Consider the following 22,433-nt stretch of genomic DNA (forward strand, 5'->3'; position numbering starts at 1 on the left):
AGAAAGCCTGAAGAAAACGCATCACAACGTGTTTTGTAACCGATCACGGTAACGCTGAATGTGCTCCACGATAGGTTCCGATTTGGTGAAGGTCCTGATTTCGCGAAATAGCTCGTTAGCTTGAGGATATTCTTGACGCAAGTAGGTAAACCATTGCTTGACTCGGTTGGGATAGTAAAAGCCTTTATCGCCTCTAATTTCAAATTGCGAATAGCGCAGGAGCAGATCAACCACTTCATGCCAAGGCATCACTTTATGGTTATGTTTCACCACATTGCCTAAATTGGGAACGTTGAATGCGCCTCGACAAACCATCAATGACTCTACGCCCGTCGCTTTAATACAGGCTTGACCATCGTCATAGTTCCAAATTTCGCCATTAGCGATCAGAGGCAGAGACGTCTTCTGGCGTATCTGATTAATGTAATCCCACTTAATTTCACTGGCGCGATAACCGCCCGCTTTTGTTCGGGCATGAACTGTGAGCTCGTTTGCTCCAGCTTGTTCAATCGCATCGACAATTTCAAAGCAGTCGTTAGGGTCTTCCCAACCTAAGCGGATTTTAGCCGAAACAGGGATCGCTTTCGGTACCGCATCTCGGCATGATTTTACCACTTGATAAATCAATTCCGGATGTTGTAACAGCGCCGCACCGCCTTTGTGTTTGTTGACCGTTTTCGCTGGGCAACCAAAGTTCAAGTCAATGCCGTGCGCGCCTAATTCAGCAACTCGTGCGGCATTTTCTGCCATCCAATGTGGCTCTTGGCCGAGCAGTTGAACGTGCACGGGAACACCTGCTTGCGTTTTTGAGCCTGTTTTCAGTTCAGGACAAAGGCGATAAAAAACGTGGTCAGGCAATAATTGGTCAACGACACGCACAAATTCAGTCACGCACAGATCGTAATCATTCATCTGGGTGAGCAGTTCACGCATCAAGTGGTCTAGCACACCCTCCATTGGGCCCAAAATTACACGCATCATCATTTCGCCTTAAAAATTCGAGGCGAGATTGTAGTGGTTACCGAATCAAAAGTCACTAAATGCAAGAGTTGGTATATAATCCCTGGTCAACCATTTTAACTGTACAGATTTTCATGACCTACTCATTGCTCTCTCTTCCTCAATCAACTCCTCAATCCGCTCATTTTTTTGAAGGGGCTATTTTGGCATCCAATTTCGCCACTAAGCCGTTAGAACCCACAACTTGGTTAGAACCTTTAGTGGGGGAGCAAGTCAAAGCACTTGAACCAGCGGTGATGGCGCAAATTAATCTGCAATATAACTTGCTCAAACGTAGCGAATATTCGGCGTTAGCCTTGCTAGATAATGCGACTCAGTGGGCTGATTTTGCTGAAGGGTTTATGAGCGTCTGGCCAGTCGTTGAACCGCAATGGTTAGAGACTCAAATTGGTGATGGCAGCCTGCGCATGCTGCAAGCTTTGTTGACCACCTTCATGTTAGCCATCGATGAAACACAAACACAGCAGCAGATGAGCGAAGCGGGTTTTGCAACACCACCCAGTTTGAGTGATTTTGCTGAGCAGTTGGATGTCATGCTCACTGAAGTGGCGTTAATGGCTGATGAATTAATGCTCGGCATGAAAACGCAGCGGGTTAACCCATTTAAAGAGATTGGACGCAATGATCCTTGTCCGTGCGCCAGTGGCAAAAAATTCAAACAGTGCTGTGGCCAGTAAAGTACGCCGCCTGAGGTTTAATCTCAACAAAACGCTGACAAACCCAAGCCAATAAGCCCTTATAAACGAGCTGTTCTTATAAGCGAATGCTTCTTAAAAGAATGGGGTCTTATCAATAGACGTTATAGAAAACGTTGTAGACAAAAAATTGTTATCCATGGAGTGTGGTAATCATGAAAAGAGTGTTAGCCCTGTTGCTGTGTAGTTTTTCTGTCGCTGTTTTGGCTGCGCCAAAAGAGGAGTTGAGCCAACGCCTCGCGCTGAACGCTGGTTTTAGCGCTACCTTTGCCCAGCAAGTGATCAGCCCTGAAGGTGATATTGTGATGGAAGGTCAGGGGAAAGTTGATATTGTTCGGCCAAGCCTTTTCCGTTGGCAAACGACCGCTCCTGATGAAAACTTACTGGTGTCTGATGGTAAAACCTTGTGGTATTACAGCCCATTTATCGAACAAGTGAGTATTTATAATCAAGAACAAGCGACGGAACAAACTCCTTTTGTGTTGCTGACTCGTAATCGCGCCAGTGATTGGGATCACTACAAGGTTGCACAAAACGGTGATGATTTCACCCTAACGCCAACCGCGGTAGATTCAAACCAAGGGCAGTTTCAGATAGCGATTGATGAGAAAGGGATCGTGAAAGGTTTTAACGTGATTGAACAAGATGGACAGAAGAGTCTGTTTACGTTTAGCGATGTACAACTAACACCGGCCGCTAAAGCGCGTTTCACGTTCCAGATCCCGCAAGGTGTCGAGGTTGATGATCAACGTAATTGAGATAGGGACTAAGGCGTGAGCAATTATAGTGTGGGTAACTACAGCAGTGTGGGTAACTACAGCTTAGATTTTTCGGGTGATGAAGATTTCCGTCCGTTGGCCGCGAGAATGCGCCCTCAGACGGTTGAGCAGTATATTGGCCAGCAGCACATTTTAGGCGTGGGTAAACCCTTGCGGCGTGCATTAGAGGCTGGTCATATTCATTCGATGATCTTGTGGGGGCCGCCCGGTACGGGCAAAACGACCTTAGCTGAAGTGGCGGCGAATTACGCCAATGCAGAGGTTGAACGTGTTTCTGCGGTGACTTCTGGCGTTAAAGAGATCCGTGCTGCCATTGAAAAAGCACGCGAAAATAAAATGGCGGGTCGACGTACTATTTTGTTTGTAGACGAAGTGCATCGTTTTAATAAATCTCAACAAGATGCCTTTTTGCCACACATTGAAGATGGCACTGTGACTTTCATTGGTGCCACGACAGAGAATCCCTCTTTTGAACTCAACAACGCTTTGCTATCTCGTGCTCGGGTGTACAAATTAACCTCGCTGGCTAGCGATGAAATTTTGCTGGCGCTCAATCAAGCAATCAACGATGCTGATCGCGGTTTAGGTAAAGTTGCAGCGCAGTTTATGGATAAGGTGCTCGAACGTTTGGCTGAATTGGTCAATGGTGATGCGCGCATGTCACTCAATTATCTTGAGCTGCTGTACGACATGGCCGAAGAGAATGCGCAAGGTGAAAAGCTCATTACGCTCAAACTGTTGGCCGAAGTGGCAGGCGAAAAAGTGTCGCGCTTTGATAATAAAGGCGATATTTGGTACGACCTTATCTCTGCGGTGCATAAATCGATTCGAGGTTCCAATCCCGATGCGGCGCTGTATTGGTCGGCCAGAATGATCGCAGCAGGCTGCGATCCACTTTATATCGCTCGCCGTTTATTGGCGATAGCTTCGGAAGATGTCGGCAACGCCGACCCAAGAGGCATGCAGGTGGCGCTCGCCGCTTGGGACTGTTTTACCCGCGTTGGTCCTGCGGAAGGTGAACGTGCTATTGCACAAGCGATTGTCTATTTAGCGTGCGCGCCCAAAAGTAATGCCGTGTATAGTGCGTGGAAGCAAGCCTTAGCTGATGCGCATAATTTGCCAGAGTATGAGGTGCCGCCTCATTTGCGTAATGCACCAACCAGTTTGATGAAAGATCTTGGTTATGGAGCACAATATCGCTATGCCCACGATGAACCGGGAGCTTACGCGGCTGGCGAAAGTTATTTGCCGCCTGAAATGAGCGATACACGCTACTACCAGCCAACAAATCGAGGTTTAGAAACCAAAATTGGTGAAAAGTTAGATTACTTGGCTAGTTTAGATGCAAAAAGCCCACAAAAGCGCTATGAAAAATAGTCTCTTTTCGTTATCTTTGTCGGGTTCAATTTTCTCTACGCGTCGCTCTTATTAGAAAGGGATGCAGGCGCGTTTTTCATAACTAAAAGCATAGGATTAGCAATGCTGGATTCTAAATTACTTCGCACTGAGCTGGATGAAACAGCTGCAAAATTAGCGCGTCGCGGTTTCAAACTCGACGTTGAGACAATTCGTCAACTTGAAGAACAACGTAAGTCCATTCAAGTAGAAGTTGAAAATTTACAATCCTCGCGCAACTCCATCTCCAAAGAAATTGGCCAAAAAATGGCCGCCGGTGACAAAGCGGGCGCAGAAGCAGTCAAGCTACAAATCGGCTCTCTAGGCAGTGACTTAGACGCGAAAAAAGCGCAGTTGAATGACATCCAAGCACAATTGGATGCGATTACTATGTCTGTACCCAACGTACCAGATGAATCGGTTCCTGATGGTAAAGATGAAAATGACAACGTAGAAGTTTCTCGTTGGGGTGAACCTAAAACTTACGATTTTGAGCTCAGAGATCACGTTGATCTTGGTGAAATGGCCGGTGGTTTAGATTTTGCTAGTGCGACTAAAATTACTGGCGCTCGCTTTATCGTGATGAAAGGCCAATTTGCTCGCCTACACCGTGCGATTGCTCAGTTCATGCTGGACTTGCACACACAAGAACATGGTTATACAGAAATGTATGTCCCTTATCTTGTCAACGCTGACAGCCTGTTTGGTACTGGTCAGCTACCTAAATTTGGTCAAGACCTATTCCATACTGAGCCACTAACTGAAAAAGTGAATGATGAAGAGCCACGTAAACTGTCTCTTATCCCAACGGCTGAAGTACCGGTAACGAACTTGGTGCGTGACACCATTTCTGACGAAGCCGATCTGCCACTGAAAATGACGGCTCATACACCTTGTTTCCGTTCTGAGGCGGGATCGTATGGTCGCGATACACGTGGTCTTATCCGTATGCACCAATTTGATAAAGTCGAATTGGTTCAGATCACGCGCCCAGAAGATTCAATGGCGGCGCTGGAAGAGTTAACCGGTCATGCGGAAAAAGTGCTGAAATTGCTTGAACTGCCGTACCGTAAAGTGGTGTTGTGTGCAGGTGACATGGGCTTTGGCTCTCGCAAAACTTACGATCTAGAAGTGTGGGTTCCTGCGCAAGGTACATACCGTGAGATCTCCTCTTGCTCAAACATGTGGGATTTCCAAGCGCGTCGTATGCAAGCCCGTTTCCGTCGCAAAGGCGGCAATAAACCTGAGCTTGTACACACGCTGAACGGTTCAGGCCTTGCTGTGGGTCGTACTATGGTAGCCATTTTGGAAAACAACCAACAAGCCGATGGCCGTATTGCCGTTCCTAGCGTACTGCAACCATACATGGGTGGCGCAACGCACATCGGTTAATCATGATGCCTTAAACACAGTAAAAAAACCGACTTGCGAGTCGGTTTTTTTATGCATCAATAGTATGTGTCGGTTCTATTTAAGCCCCATCGATTTGAAAGCATTGCGAATTTTGCAATGCCACCGCTACAGCGTTGATCAGTTTTTCAATGTCATCTACTTGGCTAATAAACGGTGGCATCACATAGATTAAACAGCCAAAAGGACGGATCCAGACCCCTTGCTCAACAAATAGCGCTTGAATGACTTCCATATTGACAGGGCGATGCGTTTCAATCACGCCGATAGCGCCCAGCCAGCGCGTCTCTTTTACCATCTCAAAACGGTTAAGCATGGGCAGTAAATGAGCAAATTGCGCTTCAATACGCTGGGTTTGCTGTTGCCAATCGCCCTGTTCGATGAGCTCTAAGCTAGCGCAGGCGACGGCGCACGCCAATGGGTTAGCCATAAAGGTTGGCCCATGCATAAAGCAGCCCGCTTCGCCAGCACAAACCGTATCGGCGACTTGCTTGGTCGCCAGTGTGGCCGAAAGCGTCATATAGCCACCCGTTAAGGCTTTACCGACACATAAAATATCAGGCGCGATATTAGCGTGCTCGCAGGCGAAGAGCTTTCCAGTACGGCCAAACCCAGTTGCAATCTCATCGGCAATCAGTAGCAAACCATATTGATCGCAAAGTGCACGCACGCCTTTTAAAAACTGAGGATGATAGATACGCATACCGCCAGCTCCCTGCACAATTGGTTCTAAAATCACCGCCGCAAGCTCTTGATGAGAGTGCATTATTTTATCTCGAAAATCATCGAGATCGCGTTCATCCCACTCATCCCAAAAACCGCAAGTTGGCGAATCGGCAAAAATATGCTGCGGCAAAAAACCTTTGTAGAGCGAATGCATTGAATTATCTGGATCAGTGACTGACATCGCGGCAAACGTATCGCCGTGATAGCCATGGCGTAAAGTGAGAAATTTCGCTCGCGGTTGACCTTTTGCATGCCAGTATTGCAGCGCCATTTTTAAACTGACCTCCACGGCGACAGAGCCAGAATCGGCTAAAAATACGTGCTCAAGATTGCTTGGCGCTAATGCCAGTAATTTTTTACAAAGCGTAATGGCGGGTTGATGTGTGATACCGCCAAACATCACGTGTGACATTTTATCAATTTGCTGATGCGCAGCGTAATTAAGGTGTGGATGGTTATAACCATGAATAGTTGCCCACCAAGAGGACATTCCATCAATCAAGCGTCGCCCATCTTCCAAATAAAGATGGACACCTTGAGCGTGAGTGACGGGATAACAAGTCAATGGCGTCAGCGTTGAAGTGTAGGGATGCCAGATATGTTGGCGGTCGAAGAGTAAATCCATGATCAGTCCATATTGCTGAGTTTGATTAAATATTAATCAAACGTAAACTTGTGTTTTCTTTGATTGTTGACAGTTTATCGCTTGTCAGTAGACTAGCCAAGCAACAAAATAATAAAACTGAATAAGGAAGAGATGTGGAAGTTCGTCATAACTGGACCGTTGCTGAGGTGAACGCACTGGTCGAAAAGCCGTTTATGGATCTACTGTTTGAAGCGCAGCAAGTACATCGTCAATACCATCCCAAAAATTATGTTCAGGTCAGCACGTTACTTTCTATTAAGACGGGGGCGTGTCCTGAAGATTGTAAATATTGCCCGCAGAGTGCGCATTACCGGACTGATGTTGATAAAGAACGGTTGATGGAAGTCGAGCGGGTGTTAGACGCGGCGCAAAAAGCGAAGCGCTCTGGGTCGACCCGCTTTTGCATGGGAGCGGCGTGGAAAAACCCGAAAGCGCGTGATATGCCTCTCTTGAAAGAGATGATCAGTGGCGTGAAAGAGATGGGCTTGGAAACGTGTATGACGCTGGGCATGCTAACGCCTGATCAAGCAAGTGAGTTGGCCAGTGCAGGGCTTGATTACTATAACCACAACCTAGATACCTCACCTGAATACTATGGCAACATTATCACCACTCGAACCTATCAAGATCGCCTTGATACTTTATCGCACGTGCGCGATGCAGGAATGAAGATCTGCTCTGGGGGAATTATCGGTATGGGAGAGAGCGCTAATGACCGCGCTGGCCTGTTGGTGGAATTAGCGAACTTACCAACCCATCCTGAAAGTGTACCGATTAATATGCTGGTCAAAGTGAAAGGCACACCGTTAGAGCAAGCCGAAGATGTCGAAGCGTTTGATTTTATTCGTCTGATTGCTGTTGCTCGGATCATGATGCCACAATCGGCGGTGCGTTTATCGGCTGGACGTGAAAATATGAATGAGCAGATGCAAGCGCTGTGCTTTATGGCAGGTGCAAACTCCATTTTCTACGGTTGCAAGTTGCTAACGACTCCTAATCCTGATGAAGATAGCGATATGCAGTTATTTAAAAAACTGGGTATCAATAGCCAACAAGTGAGCCAAAAACCGGATGAAGTTGCAGAAAGTGAGCTGCTTGAACGTGTCGTAAAACGGGTGGCAGCTCGTCCTACTAAAGATGATCTTTTCTACGATGCCAGCGTTTAATTCACGTATTTCAGCGGCCCTCAGTGCTCGTCACGATCTTGGGCTTTCTCGTTCTCTTATCGAGCTTGAGGGAGGCAACCAGGTTCGATTGTGCAAAGATGGCCGCCAGTATCTTAACTTTTCCAGTAACGATTACCTTGGCCTTGCACATGACTCAGAATTGATTGCCGCTTGGCAGCAAGGGCTGAGTATGTATGGTTGCGGTAGTGGCGCATCTCCTTTGGTCACAGGCTTTAGCTCAGCCCATCGCAACCTTGAATCTAACTTGTGTGAGTGGCTAGGTTATGAGCGAGCCATTTTGTTTGGCTCGGGTTTTAGTGCTAATCAGGCACTGCTGTTTAGCCTGCTCAATAAAGACGATTTGCTACTGCAAGATAAACTTAACCACGCCTCTTTGATGGAAGCAGGAATGCTTTGCGCAGCCAGTATGAAGCGTTTTCGGCACAACGATGTCACTCATCTTAAGCAACAGTTTAACCGCGATAGTCATATGTTAGTGGTGACTGAAGGGGTCTTTAGCATGGATGGTGATTGTGCACCGCTGTGCGAAATCACGGATGCACTGCAAGGTGAAGCGTGGTTGGCAGTCGATGATGCACACGGCATCGGTGTTTTGGGCGAGGGTGGGGCAGGCAGTTGCAGCGCGGCAGGAATAAAACCACAGCTCTTAGTGGTGACCTTTGGCAAAGCCTTGGGGTTATCGGGTGCAGCTATCTTATGCAATCAAGAGGTGGGTGACTTTCTTACGCAGTTTGCTCGTCACCACGTCTATTCTACAGCCATGCCGCCAGCGCAAGCTTATGCAGTAACTCATGCTATTTCAATGGTCACTCAGCAGCCGTGGCGCAGAGAAAAACTGACTGAGCTGCAAGCTTATTACGCTGAATCCATGCAAGGTTTCGATGGCTATGTTGAAACGCTAACGCCAATCAAACCCTACCTTGTTGGTGAGGCGCAAACAGCATTGAATATCGCCGATCAATTGCGACATAGCGGGTGTTGGTTGACCGCGATTCGCCCACCAACGGTGGCTCAAGGCCGTGCCCGATTGCGTATCACTCTAACCGCCAATCACACTATTGCTGACATAGAGCAACTAACCACACAACTGCAACGTGCGCTAGAGGAGAGCTGAATATGTCACAAACTCATGCCATAGAGATAAATACGCTGCATGACAAAGCCGCCATTGCCCACTCTTTTAGCCGCGCGGCAAAGCATTATGATGTACATGCCGCTTTTCAACGTGACGTAGGGCAACGTTTATTGGACAAAATGCCGCGCAATCTAGTAGGGAAAAGAGTGCTCGATCTTGGTTGTGGTACGGGCTATTTTTCAGAGCAACTGCGGCGTAGAGGGGCGTATGTGGTATGTGCTGACCTCTCCAGTGAGATGCTAGTACAAGCTAAAATACGTTGTGGTGATGTTGGCGTCACCTATTATCAAGCCGATGCTGAGGCGCTTCCTTTCGCCAACGCCTCTTTTGATTACGTTTTTTCTAGCTTAGCGCTGCAGTGGTGTGATGACCTTGTTCTACCACTGCGACAAATTCACCGCGTATTGAAACCACAAGGGACGGCTTATTTTTCGACATTATTGGACGGTTCGCTGTTTGAACTGAAACAAGCGTGGACAAAAATTGATACACATCAACACGTCAATGATTTCATCACACTCAATCAGGTAAAAATTGCGTTAGCGCAATCTCACTGTTACCACCATCAACTAGACTTGGCTTCGATCACAGTTTGGTATGACAAAGCCTTTTCCTTGATGAGAGATCTTAAAGGAATTGGTGCAAATCACGTAAGTGGACGCTCACAAGGGTTAACAAGCCGCAAGGCTCTACTGCAAGTTGAGCAGGCATACCAAACATTTCAAAACCATCAAGGTCTTCTACCTGCAACTTATCAGGTTTGTTTAGGGGTTATACATCGATGATTGATGCATTTTTTATTGCGGGTACGGACACCGACGTTGGAAAAACGGTCGCTTCAAAAGCGATTCTACAAGCATTAGCCGCCAAGGATTTGGTGACTATTGGCTACAAACCCGTTGCCGCTGGTAGCGAAAAAACGGAATTTGGCTTACGCAACTCAGATGCATTACATCTGATGAAAGCGGCAACCAAAGAGATGCCCTATGGTGATGTGAATCCATATTCTTTAGCGCTCCCTACATCACCACATATCGCCGCAAAACATGAACAGGTCGAGATTGATTATGGCGTACTCAGTAGCAAATTAGCTAAGCATAAAGCGAATGCTGACATTGTGTTGATCGAAGGTGCTGGTGGTTGGCGCGTTCCGATCTCTGATACGGACTGCTTGTCTACTTGGGTTAAACAAGAACAGCTACCAGTGGTATTAGTGGTAGGGATTAAACTAGGTTGCTTAAGCCATGCAATTTTAACAGCGGAAAGTATTATTGCCGACGGGTTGAAGATTGTTGGCTGGGTAGCCAACCGAGTGAACCCAGGAACTGAGCATTACGCTGAAATTATTGCAATGTTGGAATCGCGCATTCCAGCGCCTAAGCTTGGTGAAATACCCTATGTGCCAACGGTAAAACGGCAACAAATTGGTAAGTATATTAATGTTGATCCGCTGCTTGCGTCAGAGTAAGCGATGTGAATCAGCCCAAAGGCATCTCTTAGCGAGATGCCTTTTTTGATCAAGCAGGTTATTACCGCAGCTTATTGACGTGGGTTTTCGCGAACTGAGCTAAAACAACAAAAGTGAGCACCAGCAAGTTAGCAGCATAGATGACCACTAGCCACTGTGGCATGGAAAGCGTTAAAAATTGCCATACCACTTTCGAACAGTCACCGTAAGCTTCGAACATCCAAGGTGCCCATTGATTGAGTGGTGCCCAGCTTGGGAAAGTGACAAATAAATCACAAGTGGCAAAAGGAGAAGGGTTGAATTGGTAATCCACATGTTGCAGAGCTAAGGTCAAACCTTTATAAGCACTGGCTCCCCAAGTAACGAGTCCAATCCAACGAACAATCGGATTATTGGGTGCGATTAAGCCAAGCAGAGCTGCTCCGCCAATTCCTAGCATCGCTACACGTTCATAAATGCACATCACACACGGTGCGAGCATCATGATGTGCTGAAAAAAAAGCGCACAAGCCTCAAAAAAAACCACAAAAAGAAGTAATAAAAACCAAGATTTTCTCGATTGAGAGAACAGTTTCAGAGTAGAAAAAAAAGTCACATTCAATACCTGTAAAGAATAAAAAGCCCTGATAGTTCAGAGCTTTTTAACTTAGATAAGTTTCATTATCAACCGAATATTTTAATGCCCGGCAGAGATGGCTTGAACTGCTTTGGCTGAATGGTGCGTAATCCACCCTAAGTCATAAAAATGCGCAGTCATGGGTTCAACTAAGAAGACAATACCAAACAGGCCAACTAATGCCAATACAATCGTGTAAGGCAGAGCCATGATGACCATTTTGCCATAAGAAAGGCGGATCAATGGTGCAAGTGCTGATGTTAATAAGAATAAGAAAGCGGCTTGACCGTTTGGTGTTGCTACTGACGGTAAGTTCGTACCTGTGTTAATCGCGACAGCCAATAAATCGAATTGGTCACGTGTGATAACACCTTCTAGTAGCGCTGTTTTGACTTCATTAATATAGACAGTGCCAACGAAAACGTTATCCGAAACCATCGACAAAAGCCCGTTAGCCACATAGAAGAGAGCAAGCTGAGCCCCTTTATCTTCAACATTCAACACAGCATCGATAACTGGCTTAAAGAGTTGTTGATCGATAATTACGGCTACGATGGAGAAGAATACCGCCAGCAGCGCCGTAAAGGGTAGGGCTTCTTCAAATGCTTTGCCTAGCGAATGTTCTTCTATCACACCAGTAAATGCTGTCGCCAAAATAATAACTGAAAGACCAATCAATCCAACTGCCGCTAAGTGCAGTGCCAATCCAACAATCAGCCAGACAGCAATAGCGCCTTGGATCCAAAGTTTTGCGACGTCTTGATTGGTTCGATTTTTGCGCTCAGCCGTGTCAAAATCGACCAGAATTTGACGAACGTTAGCGGGTAATTCTGCGCCGTAACCAAATAGCTTCAGCTTTTCAACCAATACACAGGTCAAAATACCACAGAGAAAAACAGGTACGGTTACCGGAGACATACGGATGATAAACTCGCCAAAAAACCAACCGGCTTGATCGGCGATGATCAAGTTTTGTGGTTCACCAACCATGGTCATCACCCCGCCTAAAGCGGTACCTACGCCAGCATGCATCAGTAGTGAGCGCAAAAACGCACGATAGTTTTCTAGGTCATCACGTGTTAGTTCTGAGATATGTTCATCTTGAGTATGGTCATGAGCGGAGCTTGTCCCTTGTCCCGATGCCACTTTGTGATAAATCGAGTAAAACCCGACGGCGACACTGATGACCACAGCAATAACTGTTAAAGCATCCAAAAATGCAGACAGGAAAGCAGCTGTAATGCAAAAGGCGACCGAAAGCATCGCTTTTGAACGAATACCAAGTAGTATTTTGGTGAAGATGAACAGCAATAGCTGTTTCATGAAATAGATACCAGCCACCATAAACACCAGTAGCAGCAGAACTTCGATGTTATTCACAAGCTCATGTTTTACTTGCTCTGCACTGGTCATTCCAATGGCGATAGCTTCGATAGCCAGTAAGCCACCAGGTTGCAGGGGATAGCATTTAAGCGCCATCGCTAGGGTGAAAATGAATTCAACCACAAGTAGCCAACCAGCAATAAATGGGTCGACCAAAAAGAAAACAATCGGGTTGATAATGAGAAAAGCAATAATGGCAACTTTGTACCAGTCAGGGGCTTTACCAAGAAAGTTCTTGAGAAAAGCGCTTCCGAGGGACATCGGCATGGGTAGTTCTCTTACTGTTGAGATGATAGACGCTGTCAGCTTATCTTTAATTCATTATGTGAAGTGGCCAAATAGAACGTGTTAAACACGAAAACAGTATCTATCGGCAATGTTCTAGCGAAACAACAAACCGTTTAGGGATTATGGTTTACCAAGACACTCCTTGAGTGAGACAAGCAATCCTTACTTCGACCGTCACTCTACTCCGCAAGCTTTTTTAGTCAATAATAATCAGGTTATTGATAAAACACTTACCGATATTTTGGTCAAAAACGCGATCAAAGTTGGGTAAGCATAGCATAAGAGTTGTGAAAAATTCACGCCGAGCCGTATTTTGAAGTGGAGTTAAGGTAATAGGCATCTAAATGACTAAAAAGAGCGAATTTTGCAAGCTTAAATTGATTATTTTAAGTTTATTAATGTGAGTTATATCTCTTTATTTTTTCTACTCTTATGGGTTCTTCCTTTTGAAGAACTGCTAGAAATTACTATTTCATTGACTCGGTATTGTTCATAAACAAGATGATTAAATTAGAGTTTAAGCTCTATTTTGTTTGTGATAACTTCGCGGATGGTTTGTTTCCGATAACGTTCAACTAGTGGTATGATGAGTCCCATTCGACCCAAATAAATAGAAAACTGGATAAGTACTTAATGGTCATTAAGGCAAAAAGCCCAGCAGGTTTTGCTGAAAAATACATAATTGAGAGCATTTGGAATGGTCGCTTTGCACCGGGTTCTATCTTACCTGCAGAGCGCGAACTTTCAGAATTAATTGGTGTAACACGTACAACGCTTCGAGAAGTATTACAACGCTTAGCCCGTGATGGTTGGTTGACTATACAGCATGGTAAGCCAACAAAAGTAAACCAATTTATGGAAACTTCCGGTTTACACATATTAGATACATTAATGACGCTCGATGCTGAAAATGCCACCAGTATTGTGGAAGACTTACTTGCGGCTCGGACAAATATTAGCCCCATATTTATGCGTTATGCATTTAAGGTGAACAAAGAGCCTGCCGAACGCACTATTACTAATGTTATCGAAAGCTGTGAAGCACTATTAAGTGCTAAATCTTGGGATTCTTTTATGGAGTTATCTCCTTATGCACAGAAAATCCAACAGCATATTAAAGATGATGGTGAAAAAGACGAATATAAACGTCAGCAAATATTGATTGCGAAAACCTTTAACTTTTACGATTACATGTTATTTCAGCGTTTAGCGTTTCACTCAGGAAATCAAATTTATGGTTTGATTTTTAATGGGCTAAAGAAATTATATGACCGAGTTGGCAGCTATTATTTCTCTAATCCAGAAGCACGCGAGTTAGCCTTGCGGTTTTACCGTGAATTATTAGCAGTATGTGAAAGTGGCAATCGTGAGCAGTTGCCGATTGTGATCCGTCATTACGGCATTGACAGCGCTCACATATGGAATCAAATGAAAACAACTTTACCGACAAATTTTACAGAAGATGATCATTAGAAAATTCGTTTTACTGTAAAAAAAGCCCGTATGAAACGGGCTTTTTTGTAGGTTAGATATCTTCGTTACCACCCGCTTCTTTAAACCAAGCGGCTAAATGTAATTTTAAATCTTTCAGTTCATCTGGGCCGATTAAGGCCAACCCTAAATCTTCTGCACGAGTAATGTCATTATGGCGGAGTGGGCGAAAGCTCACGAGCATAGCGCGAGCTTGTAGGCCACCAAGCAAATCACGTAATGATTCTAGCTTATAAAGCGTATCATCGCCGTCATCACGCATACCTTTCGTTTTACATTCAATAATATGCAGTTTGTTATTCACCACTGTAGCGACATCGAGTTCATTTCTGACTTCTCGCTCACCTAATTGACGGTAGACTTGAACATTCAAAGAGCGATCTTGAATGGTTGGCATATCATCTTGGATCTGCCTTATTGTACTGTGCACTAATGTTTCTAACCATTCTCCATTGGAAAATCGGCGCGCATCTTCGTTGGCGAAGGTTAAAATGCCATTTTGATAGGTGGCGATTTGTGCTTCGACCAGATCGGTCAACAGAATATGAAGTTCACGATAGCCTTGTTGTTTTTCTGAAAGTGCAACATCTAGCCGCTGCTCTTTGCGGCACGTCGTCGCTAAATAGTTTAATGTGGCTAAACCAGGACCAAGTTCTAATGCATTACTTGCCCAGCGCTCGCCGAGTTCGTAAAGTTTTTGGTCAAGTTGTGGCGGAATATGATGCTCACTAAATTCACCCCGTGCACCAAAAATGGTTAAGTAGTCTGAAATGGTAATGTGGTCTTGCACTTGGGTATTATTTTGACCATCGGGATAAAGCCAACACAGCTGATCACTGTTCGGTTCGACGACAAAAATAGGCCATTGATAGCTACGGAACACCTCATAAACGGATAATAAACGATGTCTCAAACCACAACTTGCGTTCAGCTTGACTTCGTCGTATCTGGTTTTCAAATCTTCCGCTAAAAACTGGATAGCTTGTTTGATTGCTGAGGTATTGGAACCCGATGGGATTTCAAAAAACTCAGAAGTGATATCGCGCTGACTCAATACCGAGTGTAAACGTAAATACATTGATTTTTGGTCTTGATCACCGATGAAGACAATGTGCGAACTTACCGTTCGATTATCAAGCAGGGGAGTAACCAAGCGAATAGGGTCTTGGTCGATAATGCCAACATGAACAGCCATAGATCATCCTCATGTTTGGCTTGCAAAGAGTAGGAGGTAGATAATAATGCGCAAGCCGATAGTTATCATATAACGATGTGGCATCAAAAAAACAAGGGCGACTTTAGATTAAAAGCCGCCCTTGAGACATAATTTACATGTAACTTACAAATGGGGTTGAGTTTGTTAACGGTCACTCATAATGTAAAACGATGGACTAATTCATTCTGCTGATTAGCAAGCTGAGTTAGGTTGGCGCTTGCCTGTGCAATTTGAGACATGGCTTGATAGCTACCATCTGCGATTAAATTAATATCCTCGATACTGCGTGCAATGTCACCAGTTGTTTCACTTTGCTCGGCGGCCGCCTGTGTAATATGAGTACTCATCTGACTGATTTCTAGAATTAACGCTTGGATCTCTTCCATTGCGCTATTCGCCGTTGATGCTTGCTCGACAGAAAGTTCCATATCAGTCATGCAGCTTTCAATAACAGTACTGGCAGAAGATGAGCTGGATTGCAAGTTGCTGATCATACTTTCAATTTCAGACGTCGAATCGGTTGTGCGTTTTGCCAAAACACGAACTTCGTCAGCTACGACTGCAAACCCGCGCCCTTGCTCTCCAGCACGAGCAGCTTCAATCGCGGCATTGAGCGCCAATAAGTTGGTTTGTTCTGCAATGTTACGAATCACATCCAAGATAGAACCAATTTGGCTGCTCATTTTTTGCAGTTCACCGACAGCATCAACCGATTGATTTAAGCGAGTCTCCAATTGATTAATAGTAGTGATATTGTCACTCATAATTTTACGGCCCGATTCAGAAGCCGATTCAACTTTCTGCACCATCTCTAGCGAACTTTGAGCACTTTGCGCTACTTCTTGTACTGAATGAGCCATTTCTGTCATTGCGGTTGCCACGCTCGCGGTTTGCTCACGTTGGGTGCTGAGCTGTGACTGTGCTTTTGAAGAGGTGGTTTGGTTATGGTTAGCTGTGTTGGTTAAATTTTCAGAAGCATCATTCAACTGCACCAAAATATGGTGCAAATTATCTGCTAGCGAATTGATGTGGCCACTTAAGCGACTAAACTCGTTGTTGTAACGAATTTCAATGCGTTGTGTCATATCTCCTTTTGTCAGCCCTTCTAGCGTTTTGAGTATACGATTTAACGGCTCACGAACACTTTGCGCAATGTGGTAACCAATACCCGTAGCCACTAGCACAACCGCAATACCAATCACGATCGCTTTAATAACTCCTTGCTTATAGACTTCCCCGGCTTCTCGCAGAGAGGCATTTAAACCGTCGGTCGCAGTATCGTTAAAAGAGTCTAAAATCGTCATTGCTTTATCGACCTCGATAGCCAAATTCGCAATGTTTTCATAAAGGGCTGTTTTCGCTAGTAAGTAACTATTGTGTTGATCAAGCACACCACCCTTTTGCCCAATATCTTGAGAGAATTTTTGGACGAGATCGTCAAATGTTTTTTTCAGTTCAGGTAATTGGGTCGATAAGCCTCGGTAAGCGTAGTTGAGGTGCGTGACCGCTTTTTTATTCATGGTGACGGCCTTGTCAACAAAGGCGACATCCGAACTGGACAAAGCGTCTGAAGTGATTAATTCCGCATCTTTCAATTTAATGAAATAACTTTTCGCCATGACTTTAACTGAAATACTATTTTGCCCATCGACAAAATCTTTCATTCCGGTGCTTAAATCGGCATGAAGTCTTTGAAATTCACGAGTTGATTTTTGCACTTGAGCTTGCGCCTCAAACATCGCCTGATAATTATTCATGGCTTGTTCTGCTTCTGAAAAGTAGCGGAGTTCCATCTGTTTAAGTTGGCTTATCCGCTCTTCAAGAGAGGGGTTCATTGCACTTGCTTGTTGGAGCTGGTTTAGCACGTCAGCAAAATCTTGTTTTGCTTTAGCAAATTCTGAACGCATCACATTCATGCGATCTTGGTTTTGTGTCGTCAAAAAGTCCTTAAAAGATTTATCAGCAGAAAGCAGTTGAACACTTGTTTTGTTTGACAAAGAAACGAGCGGTAAGGCGGTGGTTGATACACTTTCGAAATTAGAATGAATTTGATTCATTCCTCCCATCATAATGGCGGTCGTTACTGCAAACATGATGATGATCAGTGTGAAACCAGCGTACATTCGCCTAATCACTGAACCCTTCATAATCCTCTCCCTAGAAAAATAGTGTTTTGTTTTAAAAAATAACAAAATAATGAGTATTGTATTGAATGTGAGACGTACATTTTATGACGGGCCTGGCAAAACGCATTTTTTATATTAGTGTTCTGTCATTTATGCTACGCGTACGGTGTTTTTTATTGAGCTTTTGACAGGGTTCACGCATACTCAAATCCAACTACACACCTATTATATTCAGTAGCATTAAGGTCAAATTAGTGTCGGTTCTATCGGTTGTCGATATGTTGTCGTGGGCCACTTAGGTATTAGCCTTGAACCACTTATCTCGATCTAATGTACTTTGATGTGACTGCGTAGGCCTATTTACTAGTGGAGTATTTCATGGCTGAAGAAACCATTTTTAGCAAAATTATCCGTAAAGAAATTCCTGCAGATATCCTCTATCAAGATGATTTAGTTACCGCCTTTCGGGATATTAACCCTAGAGCGCCTAGCCATATTCTTATCATTCCCAATGCGTTTATTCCGACGACCAACGATGTTGAACTTGAGCATGAAGCGGCTATGGGACGTATGTTTACAGTGGCAAAAAAAATCGCTCAACAAGAAGGTATTACACAAGATGGCTATCGCTTGATAGTGAATTGTAACGCTCATGGTGGCCAAGAGGTTTACCACATTCATATGCACTTGGTTGGCGGTCGCCCGTTGGGTCCGCTTTTGATGAGCTAATGCATGGGTTGCCCAGTCACTATTGGGCGCTCGATTGATACGGTTAGAGTTAAATATGGAGTATTGAGTGAAGCGTTACGTGCGACATATTACGGTTTTTTTATCGCCTTTTTTTCTCAATGCCTGTGCTAATTTTTCTGCGGGGAACTTGTTTAGTCATTACAGTGCTCAAAATGGCGCTGTCTATCAGTCAGTTAAATCTGGGCAGTATCAAGATGCGGAGAATGAACTTGCGGAATTTGTCGCGGGTGACATTCTGGACAATCTGGAAAAAGGGCGAGTCCATTTTCTTAACCAGAATTATGTAGACAGTAAGCGTAGTTTCGAATTGAGTGATTCTGCGGTTAAAATTCAACAAGATAAGGCATTGATTTCACTAAGTGATACGGCGACAAGTGTCGGTGCGTTGGCTGTGAATGATAACTTGATGGAATACGTTCCTGCGGATTATGAACTCGGTTTTTTACATCTTTATCTCGGTTTGAATTATTTACAACAGAATGATTTGGATGGAGCTCTGGTTGAAGTTCGGCGAGCGAATCAGGTACAAGAGCAAGCAAGGCAGGCTAGAGAAGCGGAACTTGAAAAGGCGCAAAAAGAGCTAAAATCACAAGGTGTGACACCAAACTTAGGCAGCGTACTAGCAAACTACCCTGATGCAGGAAAAGCTTTGCAGGCGGTGCAGAATGGTTACCTTTTTTACCTTTCTGCTTTGCTTTATGAAGCCTCTGGTGATGTTAACAGTGCCTATGTCGACTATCGACGCGCTTTGGCCGTCACTCCCGATAATATTGAGGTTATAGAGGGGACATTACGCGTTGCGAAACGATTAGGGATGAGAGAAGACCTAATCCAATTAGAGAAACGCTACGGGAAATCTCATTCACTGACTGCTTCTCAAGGTCGTGTGCTTATAATAGAAGAGCAGAGTGTGGTGAAAGCCTTAGATAGCTGGCGTCAATCTTTACCCTTGTATGACAGCAGAGGAAATGGCGCATTGTATTCTCTCGCCTTACCTTATTATCCGAATACACCCGTTGAATCATTTTCATCACTGACGATGAATGACAAAGTACTGACTTCTCATTTTCTGACGGATGTGAATTTAATGGCAAGTCGAAACTTGTCTGAGAAAATGCCCTCTATAGTAATAAGGCAAGTGTTGAGAGTGCTGGCGAAAGATCAATTGCGCAAGGAAGCGGCCAAAGATGACAATGTTGGTAATTTAGTCTTCAACGTTTGGAATCTGCTGACAGAGCAGCCCGATACGCGCAGTTGGCTAACGCTGCCAGGGCTGGTGCAAACGGCCAGTCTGCAAGTCAATGCAGGCGAGCAACAGATAAGGGTGGGAGAGCAAGAATATCAGTTTTCTGTACCGGAAAAAGGCACCACTTTGGTGTGGGTTTCTCGTCAGGGACGTCATTCAACCATCTGGCATAAACAACTAGGAAGATTGTAATGAAAAAGTGGATATTGGGACTGTTAGTCACATTCTCATTGATTGGATGTGCTGAAAATACCGCAGGATTAAGAGTTGATGGCGCTTCGCAAAAAGTGCTATTTGGCGACAATGTATTAGGTAATCGCTTGGTTGTTGAAGACATTGCAACTAACCAAGTGGATGGTCATACGAGGGGACTTGTGCGTTTAGTGAGTCATTACCAAGGTGACCAAATTATCGAGTACCGTTTTTCTTGGTATGACGATGATGGGCTTGAAGTCAATAACAGACAAAGTCCTTGGAAACAAAAGATCATCAGTGGGATGGAGACGGTGTCGTTGTCGGAGATTTCTGTCAATCCAAATGGAAAACAGTTTCGCGTACAGATCCGTGGGTCAAATAATTAAATTGGGAAAGTAAGGAACCAATATGAACAAAAGTATTATCGCATTGCTAGGACTCGCTGTCATTTTGGGCGGCTGTTCAAATAAAGTCAGCTACGGAGATGCACAATCCGTTGAAACGACGACAGTTGATTTTGGTTCAACAGATTTACAAAAAATCGCGGGGGAAATGGTTGATAGCATGATGATGTCAGGTTCGGTAGCAGCGATTACCCGTGATTCTCGTCCTATCGTGTTTGTTGAGCGAATCAAAAATAAAACCAGTGAGCACATTGATACTGAATCTATCACTGACACCATCAGTACTAAGATGTTGAATTCAGGTAAGTTCCGCTTCGTCGACATGGATCGTGTTGAGGCCGTGCGCGAACAGCTCAATTTCCAAAATAATGATGAGTTGGTCAACCAAAGTACTGCCGTTCAGTTTGGCAAAATGGTTGGCGCACAATATATGCTGTATGGCAACTTGTCGAGTATTGTGAAAAACGCAAGCAGTGATAAAGATGTATATTACAAAATGACGATGCGTTTAATGGATCTTCAAAGCGGCCTTATTGAATGGGCAGATGAAACCGAAATTCGTAAACAGCAGTCAAAAAGTTTACTCGGTTTTTAATCACAAAATTGAGTAATTGAGAGAAGAGGTCCTTATGGCGAGAATGTCTTGGCGTGAAGCTTGTCAGCTTGATCGTACCTTAACGTCGCTAGAAGGATTCTTCTCTGCTCCCCCTGACTACGCACAAACGCTGACAGGGGGGTTAACAAACCGATGTTGGAAAATTGTCACGGAGGAACGCAGCTTTGTTTGGCGGCCTAATACGCCGATCACTCAAGCCTTTTCCATTTCGCGTTTTCAAGAATATCAAATTCTCTCTGCTATCGAATCTTCTCACTTAGGCCCCAAGCCACTTTCCATTAATGATCAAGGATTATTGGTTGAATGGATTGATGGTCAATCCCTTACTGGTGGTTTACCTTTCGATTCTCTATTAAAAACACAGATAAAGATCCATAATCTCAGTACAGCACGCATCCCAGTTGCCCCTTTCAGTTTTATCGCTCGGGTTGATCATTATTGGCTACAGCTCAAAGCTGAGTATAAAAGTGAGGACTTGTCGACTTTATATCAACGTTGGCGCACCGTACCTAACCTTGCTGATGTTGGTCAGACTTTGTGTCACTTTGATTTAGCTGGCTACAATATGGTTAAAACCGATGAAGGTAACCGCGTGATTGATTGGGAATACGCCTCAATTGCCGACCCCCGACTCGACCTGGCTTTAAGCATTGATGTTGCAGAAGAAAAACCATTAGAGGCGGTCTACCGTTATTGTCAATTGCGTGAGATTGTGGGGGGCGATGATTGGGTCGAAGGTGTGGTGGCTTGGCATCCAAGAGCAACAATGATGGCCATGTTATGGTATTTGTTAGCACATCAATTATGGGGTGATGACTATTATCGCCAACAAGCCGAACATCTAAAACGCACATTATGTAGCTAGGATCACTGTTTCGTCGTTTTGTTGCAGTAAATTAAGGTTAAAGTCTTTGAAACCACAATCTTCGTGGTAGATTAAAAACCTCAAGGAGTGGGGAGTTATTATGATTATTTATCTGCACGGTTTTGATTCAACAAGCCCAGGAAACCATGAAAAAGTACTGCAATTGCAATTTATTGACAGCGATGTCCGTTTTATTAACTACAGTACACAGCATCCCAAACACGATATGCAGCATCTTCTAAAAGAAGTGCATAAAGTGATTGAGTTGTCTGATGACCCACATCCGATTATTTGTGGCGTAGGCCTCGGCGGCTTCTGGTCTGAGCGGATTGGATTCTTATGCGGAATTAAGCAAGTGGTGTTTAATCCCAACTTGCATCCGGAAACAAACATGACTGGACGCATCGATCGCCCTGAAGAGTATGAAGATATTGCGACTAAGTGTGTTGAGCAATACAGGGTAAAAAATAAAGGACGCTGTTTAGTGATTTTATCTAAAGAAGATGAAATTCATGACAACAGCAAAACAGCAGCAGAGCTTGAAAACTATTACGATATCATTTGGGATGAAACCCAGAACCATAAGTTCAAGAAAATCTCACAGCATTTGCAAGCGATGAAGGCATTTAAAGAATCAAATTAAGCATCCGGCATACATAGTTTCGACTGAACGACTCACAATTGTGAGTCGTTTTTTTATTGCCCAACACCTCTATATCTCGTAGTGAAATAGAGGAATTCTTTGGTTGCACCATGAGTTTTGCTCTATATAATGA

The 22,433-nt window shown here is 44.4% G+C and carries 21 protein-coding genes; 15 read left to right on the forward strand and 6 right to left on the reverse strand.

Features of this window, described 5'->3' with window-relative positions; all coding sequences use genetic code 11:
* Nucleotides 1-21: 21 nt before the first annotated feature.
* Nucleotides 22-978: a tRNA dihydrouridine(16) synthase DusC gene (dusC, locus tag AACU59_RS12705; RefSeq protein ID WP_088718024.1), complete on the reverse strand. Its 957-nt coding sequence runs from the start codon at nucleotides 976-978 to the stop codon at nucleotides 22-24.
* A 62-nt stretch (nucleotides 979-1,040) separates the two neighbouring features.
* On the opposite strand from dusC, the gene AACU59_RS12710 reads away from it, so the two are divergent.
* The 4 genes from AACU59_RS12710 (at nucleotide 1,041) to serS (ending at nucleotide 5,281) form a co-directional block, all read left to right on the forward strand.
* Nucleotides 1,041-1,697 carry a YecA family protein gene (locus AACU59_RS12710; RefSeq protein WP_052190313.1) on the forward strand — a complete coding sequence of 219 codons (657 nt, stop codon included), beginning with the start codon at nucleotides 1,041-1,043 and terminating at the stop codon, nucleotides 1,695-1,697.
* A 173-nt stretch (nucleotides 1,698-1,870) separates the two neighbouring features.
* Nucleotides 1,871-2,473: an outer membrane lipoprotein chaperone LolA gene (gene lolA, locus AACU59_RS12715; RefSeq protein WP_026027187.1), complete on the forward strand. Its 603-nt coding sequence runs from the start codon at nucleotides 1,871-1,873 to the stop codon at nucleotides 2,471-2,473.
* Nucleotides 2,474-2,521: 48 nt separating this feature from the next.
* Nucleotides 2,522-3,871, forward strand: coding sequence for a replication-associated recombination protein A (locus AACU59_RS12720; protein WP_094145614.1), 1,350 nt, complete (start codon nucleotides 2,522-2,524; stop codon nucleotides 3,869-3,871).
* A gap of 102 nt (nucleotides 3,872-3,973) precedes the next feature.
* On the forward strand, nucleotides 3,974-5,281 hold the full coding sequence (gene serS, locus AACU59_RS12725; RefSeq protein WP_013856507.1) for a serine--tRNA ligase: 1,308 nt from the start codon (nucleotides 3,974-3,976) through the stop codon (nucleotides 5,279-5,281).
* 79 nt (nucleotides 5,282-5,360) lie between these two features.
* Here the strand turns inward: serS and bioA are convergent, their stop codons facing one another.
* On the reverse strand, nucleotides 5,361-6,650 hold the full coding sequence (bioA, locus tag AACU59_RS12730; RefSeq protein WP_064625586.1) for an adenosylmethionine--8-amino-7-oxononanoate transaminase: 1,290 nt from the start codon (nucleotides 6,648-6,650) through the stop codon (nucleotides 5,361-5,363).
* 134 nt (nucleotides 6,651-6,784) lie between these two features.
* Between bioA and bioB the strand changes: the two genes are divergently transcribed.
* The 4 genes from bioB to bioD are packed head-to-tail and all read left to right on the forward strand — an operon-like array spanning nucleotide 6,785 to nucleotide 10,461.
* On the forward strand, nucleotides 6,785-7,837 hold the full coding sequence (bioB, locus tag AACU59_RS12735; protein ID WP_013856509.1) for a biotin synthase BioB: 1,053 nt from the start codon (nucleotides 6,785-6,787) through the stop codon (nucleotides 7,835-7,837).
* Nucleotides 7,809-8,972 (forward strand): 8-amino-7-oxononanoate synthase, encoded by a 1,164-nt coding sequence (gene bioF / locus AACU59_RS12740; RefSeq protein ID WP_094132234.1) that lies wholly within the window; start codon nucleotides 7,809-7,811, stop codon nucleotides 8,970-8,972. Before bioB ends, bioF begins: the two co-directional genes overlap by 29 nt.
* Nucleotides 8,973-8,974: 2 nt before the next feature.
* Nucleotides 8,975-9,778, forward strand: coding sequence for a malonyl-ACP O-methyltransferase BioC (gene bioC, locus AACU59_RS12745; RefSeq protein WP_094145611.1), 804 nt, complete (start codon nucleotides 8,975-8,977; stop codon nucleotides 9,776-9,778).
* Nucleotides 9,775-10,461 (forward strand): dethiobiotin synthase, encoded by a 687-nt coding sequence (bioD, locus tag AACU59_RS12750; RefSeq protein ID WP_170898594.1) that lies wholly within the window; start codon nucleotides 9,775-9,777, stop codon nucleotides 10,459-10,461. The genes bioC and bioD overlap by 4 nt, the downstream gene beginning before the upstream one ends.
* Before the next feature lie 61 nt (nucleotides 10,462-10,522).
* Here bioD and dsbB read toward each other — a convergent pair whose 3' ends face one another.
* Together dsbB and nhaB are read right to left on the reverse strand one after the other, a co-directional pair.
* Nucleotides 10,523-11,062, reverse strand: coding sequence for a disulfide bond formation protein DsbB (gene dsbB, locus AACU59_RS12755; protein ID WP_094145613.1), 540 nt, complete (start codon nucleotides 11,060-11,062; stop codon nucleotides 10,523-10,525).
* A gap of 75 nt (nucleotides 11,063-11,137) precedes the next feature.
* On the reverse strand, nucleotides 11,138-12,727 hold the full coding sequence (nhaB, locus tag AACU59_RS12760) for a Na(+)/H(+) antiporter NhaB (protein WP_013856514.1): 1,590 nt from the start codon (nucleotides 12,725-12,727) through the stop codon (nucleotides 11,138-11,140).
* A gap of 654 nt (nucleotides 12,728-13,381) precedes the next feature.
* Between nhaB and fadR the strand changes: the two genes are divergently transcribed.
* The gene (fadR, locus tag AACU59_RS12765) at nucleotides 13,382-14,221 is read left to right on the forward strand and encodes a fatty acid metabolism transcriptional regulator FadR (protein WP_161437595.1); all 840 of its coding nucleotides are present in this window, start codon (nucleotides 13,382-13,384) and stop codon (nucleotides 14,219-14,221) included.
* A 52-nt stretch (nucleotides 14,222-14,273) separates the two neighbouring features.
* On the opposite strand, the gene AACU59_RS12770 is transcribed toward fadR, so the two are convergent.
* Together AACU59_RS12770 and AACU59_RS12775 are read right to left on the reverse strand one after the other, a co-directional pair.
* Nucleotides 14,274-15,434: a DUF1887 family protein gene (locus AACU59_RS12770; RefSeq protein WP_013856516.1), complete on the reverse strand. Its 1,161-nt coding sequence runs from the start codon at nucleotides 15,432-15,434 to the stop codon at nucleotides 14,274-14,276.
* A 176-nt stretch (nucleotides 15,435-15,610) separates the two neighbouring features.
* Nucleotides 15,611-17,602, reverse strand: a complete 1,992-nt coding sequence (locus AACU59_RS12775; RefSeq protein ID WP_161437596.1) for a methyl-accepting chemotaxis protein — start codon at nucleotides 17,600-17,602, stop codon at nucleotides 15,611-15,613.
* Nucleotides 17,603-17,959: 357 nt separating this feature from the next.
* Here AACU59_RS12775 and hinT point away from each other — a divergent pair, with 357 nt between their 5' ends.
* The 6 genes from hinT to ycfP all read left to right on the forward strand — a co-directional run bounded on the left by hinT (nucleotide 17,960) and on the right by ycfP (nucleotide 22,300).
* Entirely contained in the window at nucleotides 17,960-18,310 is a 351-nt protein-coding gene (hinT, locus tag AACU59_RS12780; protein ID WP_094144495.1) for a purine nucleoside phosphoramidase, read from the forward strand.
* A 67-nt stretch (nucleotides 18,311-18,377) separates the two neighbouring features.
* Nucleotides 18,378-19,769 (forward strand): COG3014 family protein, encoded by a 1,392-nt coding sequence (locus AACU59_RS12785; RefSeq protein WP_094144496.1) that lies wholly within the window; start codon nucleotides 18,378-18,380, stop codon nucleotides 19,767-19,769.
* A complete protein-coding gene (locus AACU59_RS12790; protein WP_013856520.1) occupies nucleotides 19,769-20,158 on the forward strand; it encodes a YcfL family protein in 390 nt (129 codons plus the stop codon). Before AACU59_RS12785 ends, AACU59_RS12790 begins: the two co-directional genes overlap by 1 nt.
* 22 nt (nucleotides 20,159-20,180) lie before the next feature.
* Entirely contained in the window at nucleotides 20,181-20,771 is a 591-nt protein-coding gene (gene lpoB, locus AACU59_RS12795; RefSeq protein WP_094124893.1) for a penicillin-binding protein activator LpoB, read from the forward strand.
* Between the two features lie 34 nt (nucleotides 20,772-20,805).
* Nucleotides 20,806-21,657, forward strand: coding sequence for a phosphotransferase (locus AACU59_RS12800; RefSeq protein WP_237666575.1), 852 nt, complete (start codon nucleotides 20,806-20,808; stop codon nucleotides 21,655-21,657).
* A gap of 100 nt (nucleotides 21,658-21,757) precedes the next feature.
* Nucleotides 21,758-22,300, forward strand: a complete 543-nt coding sequence (gene ycfP / locus AACU59_RS12805) for an alpha/beta hydrolase YcfP (protein ID WP_013856523.1) — start codon at nucleotides 21,758-21,760, stop codon at nucleotides 22,298-22,300.
* Nucleotides 22,301-22,433: the final 133 nt, after the last annotated feature.

Source organism: Vibrio sp. V23_P3S9T160 (assembly GCF_963886625.1).
Lineage (GTDB): Bacteria > Pseudomonadota > Gammaproteobacteria > Enterobacterales > Vibrionaceae > Vibrio > Vibrio anguillarum.

Excerpts from the sequence above, each read along its gene's own strand:
- dusC (WP_088718024.1), bottom strand. The coding sequence starts at position 978 with ATGCGTGTAATTTTGGGCCCAATGGAGGGTGTGCTAGACCACTTGATG.
- AACU59_RS12710 (WP_052190313.1), top strand. The coding sequence starts at position 1,041 with ATGCAAGAGTTGGTATATAATCCCTGGTCAACCATTTTAACTGTACAG.
- lolA (WP_026027187.1), top strand. The coding sequence starts at position 1,871 with ATGAAAAGAGTGTTAGCCCTGTTGCTGTGTAGTTTTTCTGTCGCTGTT.
- serS (WP_013856507.1), top strand. The coding sequence starts at position 3,974 with ATGCTGGATTCTAAATTACTTCGCACTGAGCTGGATGAAACAGCTGCA.
- bioA (WP_064625586.1), bottom strand. The coding sequence starts at position 6,650 with ATGGATTTACTCTTCGACCGCCAACATATCTGGCATCCCTACACTTCA.
- bioF (WP_094132234.1), top strand. The coding sequence starts at position 7,809 with ATGATCTTTTCTACGATGCCAGCGTTTAATTCACGTATTTCAGCGGCC.
- bioC (WP_094145611.1), top strand. The coding sequence starts at position 8,975 with ATGTCACAAACTCATGCCATAGAGATAAATACGCTGCATGACAAAGCC.
- bioD (WP_170898594.1), top strand. The coding sequence starts at position 9,775 with ATGATTGATGCATTTTTTATTGCGGGTACGGACACCGACGTTGGAAAA.
- nhaB (WP_013856514.1), bottom strand. The coding sequence starts at position 12,727 with ATGCCGATGTCCCTCGGAAGCGCTTTTCTCAAGAACTTTCTTGGTAAA.
- fadR (WP_161437595.1), top strand. The coding sequence starts at position 13,382 with ATGGTCATTAAGGCAAAAAGCCCAGCAGGTTTTGCTGAAAAATACATA.
- AACU59_RS12770 (WP_013856516.1), bottom strand. The coding sequence starts at position 15,434 with ATGGCTGTTCATGTTGGCATTATCGACCAAGACCCTATTCGCTTGGTT.
- AACU59_RS12775 (WP_161437596.1), bottom strand. The coding sequence starts at position 17,602 with ATGAAGGGTTCAGTGATTAGGCGAATGTACGCTGGTTTCACACTGATC.
- hinT (WP_094144495.1), top strand. The coding sequence starts at position 17,960 with ATGGCTGAAGAAACCATTTTTAGCAAAATTATCCGTAAAGAAATTCCT.
- AACU59_RS12790 (WP_013856520.1), top strand. The coding sequence starts at position 19,769 with ATGAAAAAGTGGATATTGGGACTGTTAGTCACATTCTCATTGATTGGA.
- lpoB (WP_094124893.1), top strand. The coding sequence starts at position 20,181 with ATGAACAAAAGTATTATCGCATTGCTAGGACTCGCTGTCATTTTGGGC.
- AACU59_RS12800 (WP_237666575.1), top strand. The coding sequence starts at position 20,806 with ATGGCGAGAATGTCTTGGCGTGAAGCTTGTCAGCTTGATCGTACCTTA.
- ycfP (WP_013856523.1), top strand. The coding sequence starts at position 21,758 with ATGATTATTTATCTGCACGGTTTTGATTCAACAAGCCCAGGAAACCAT.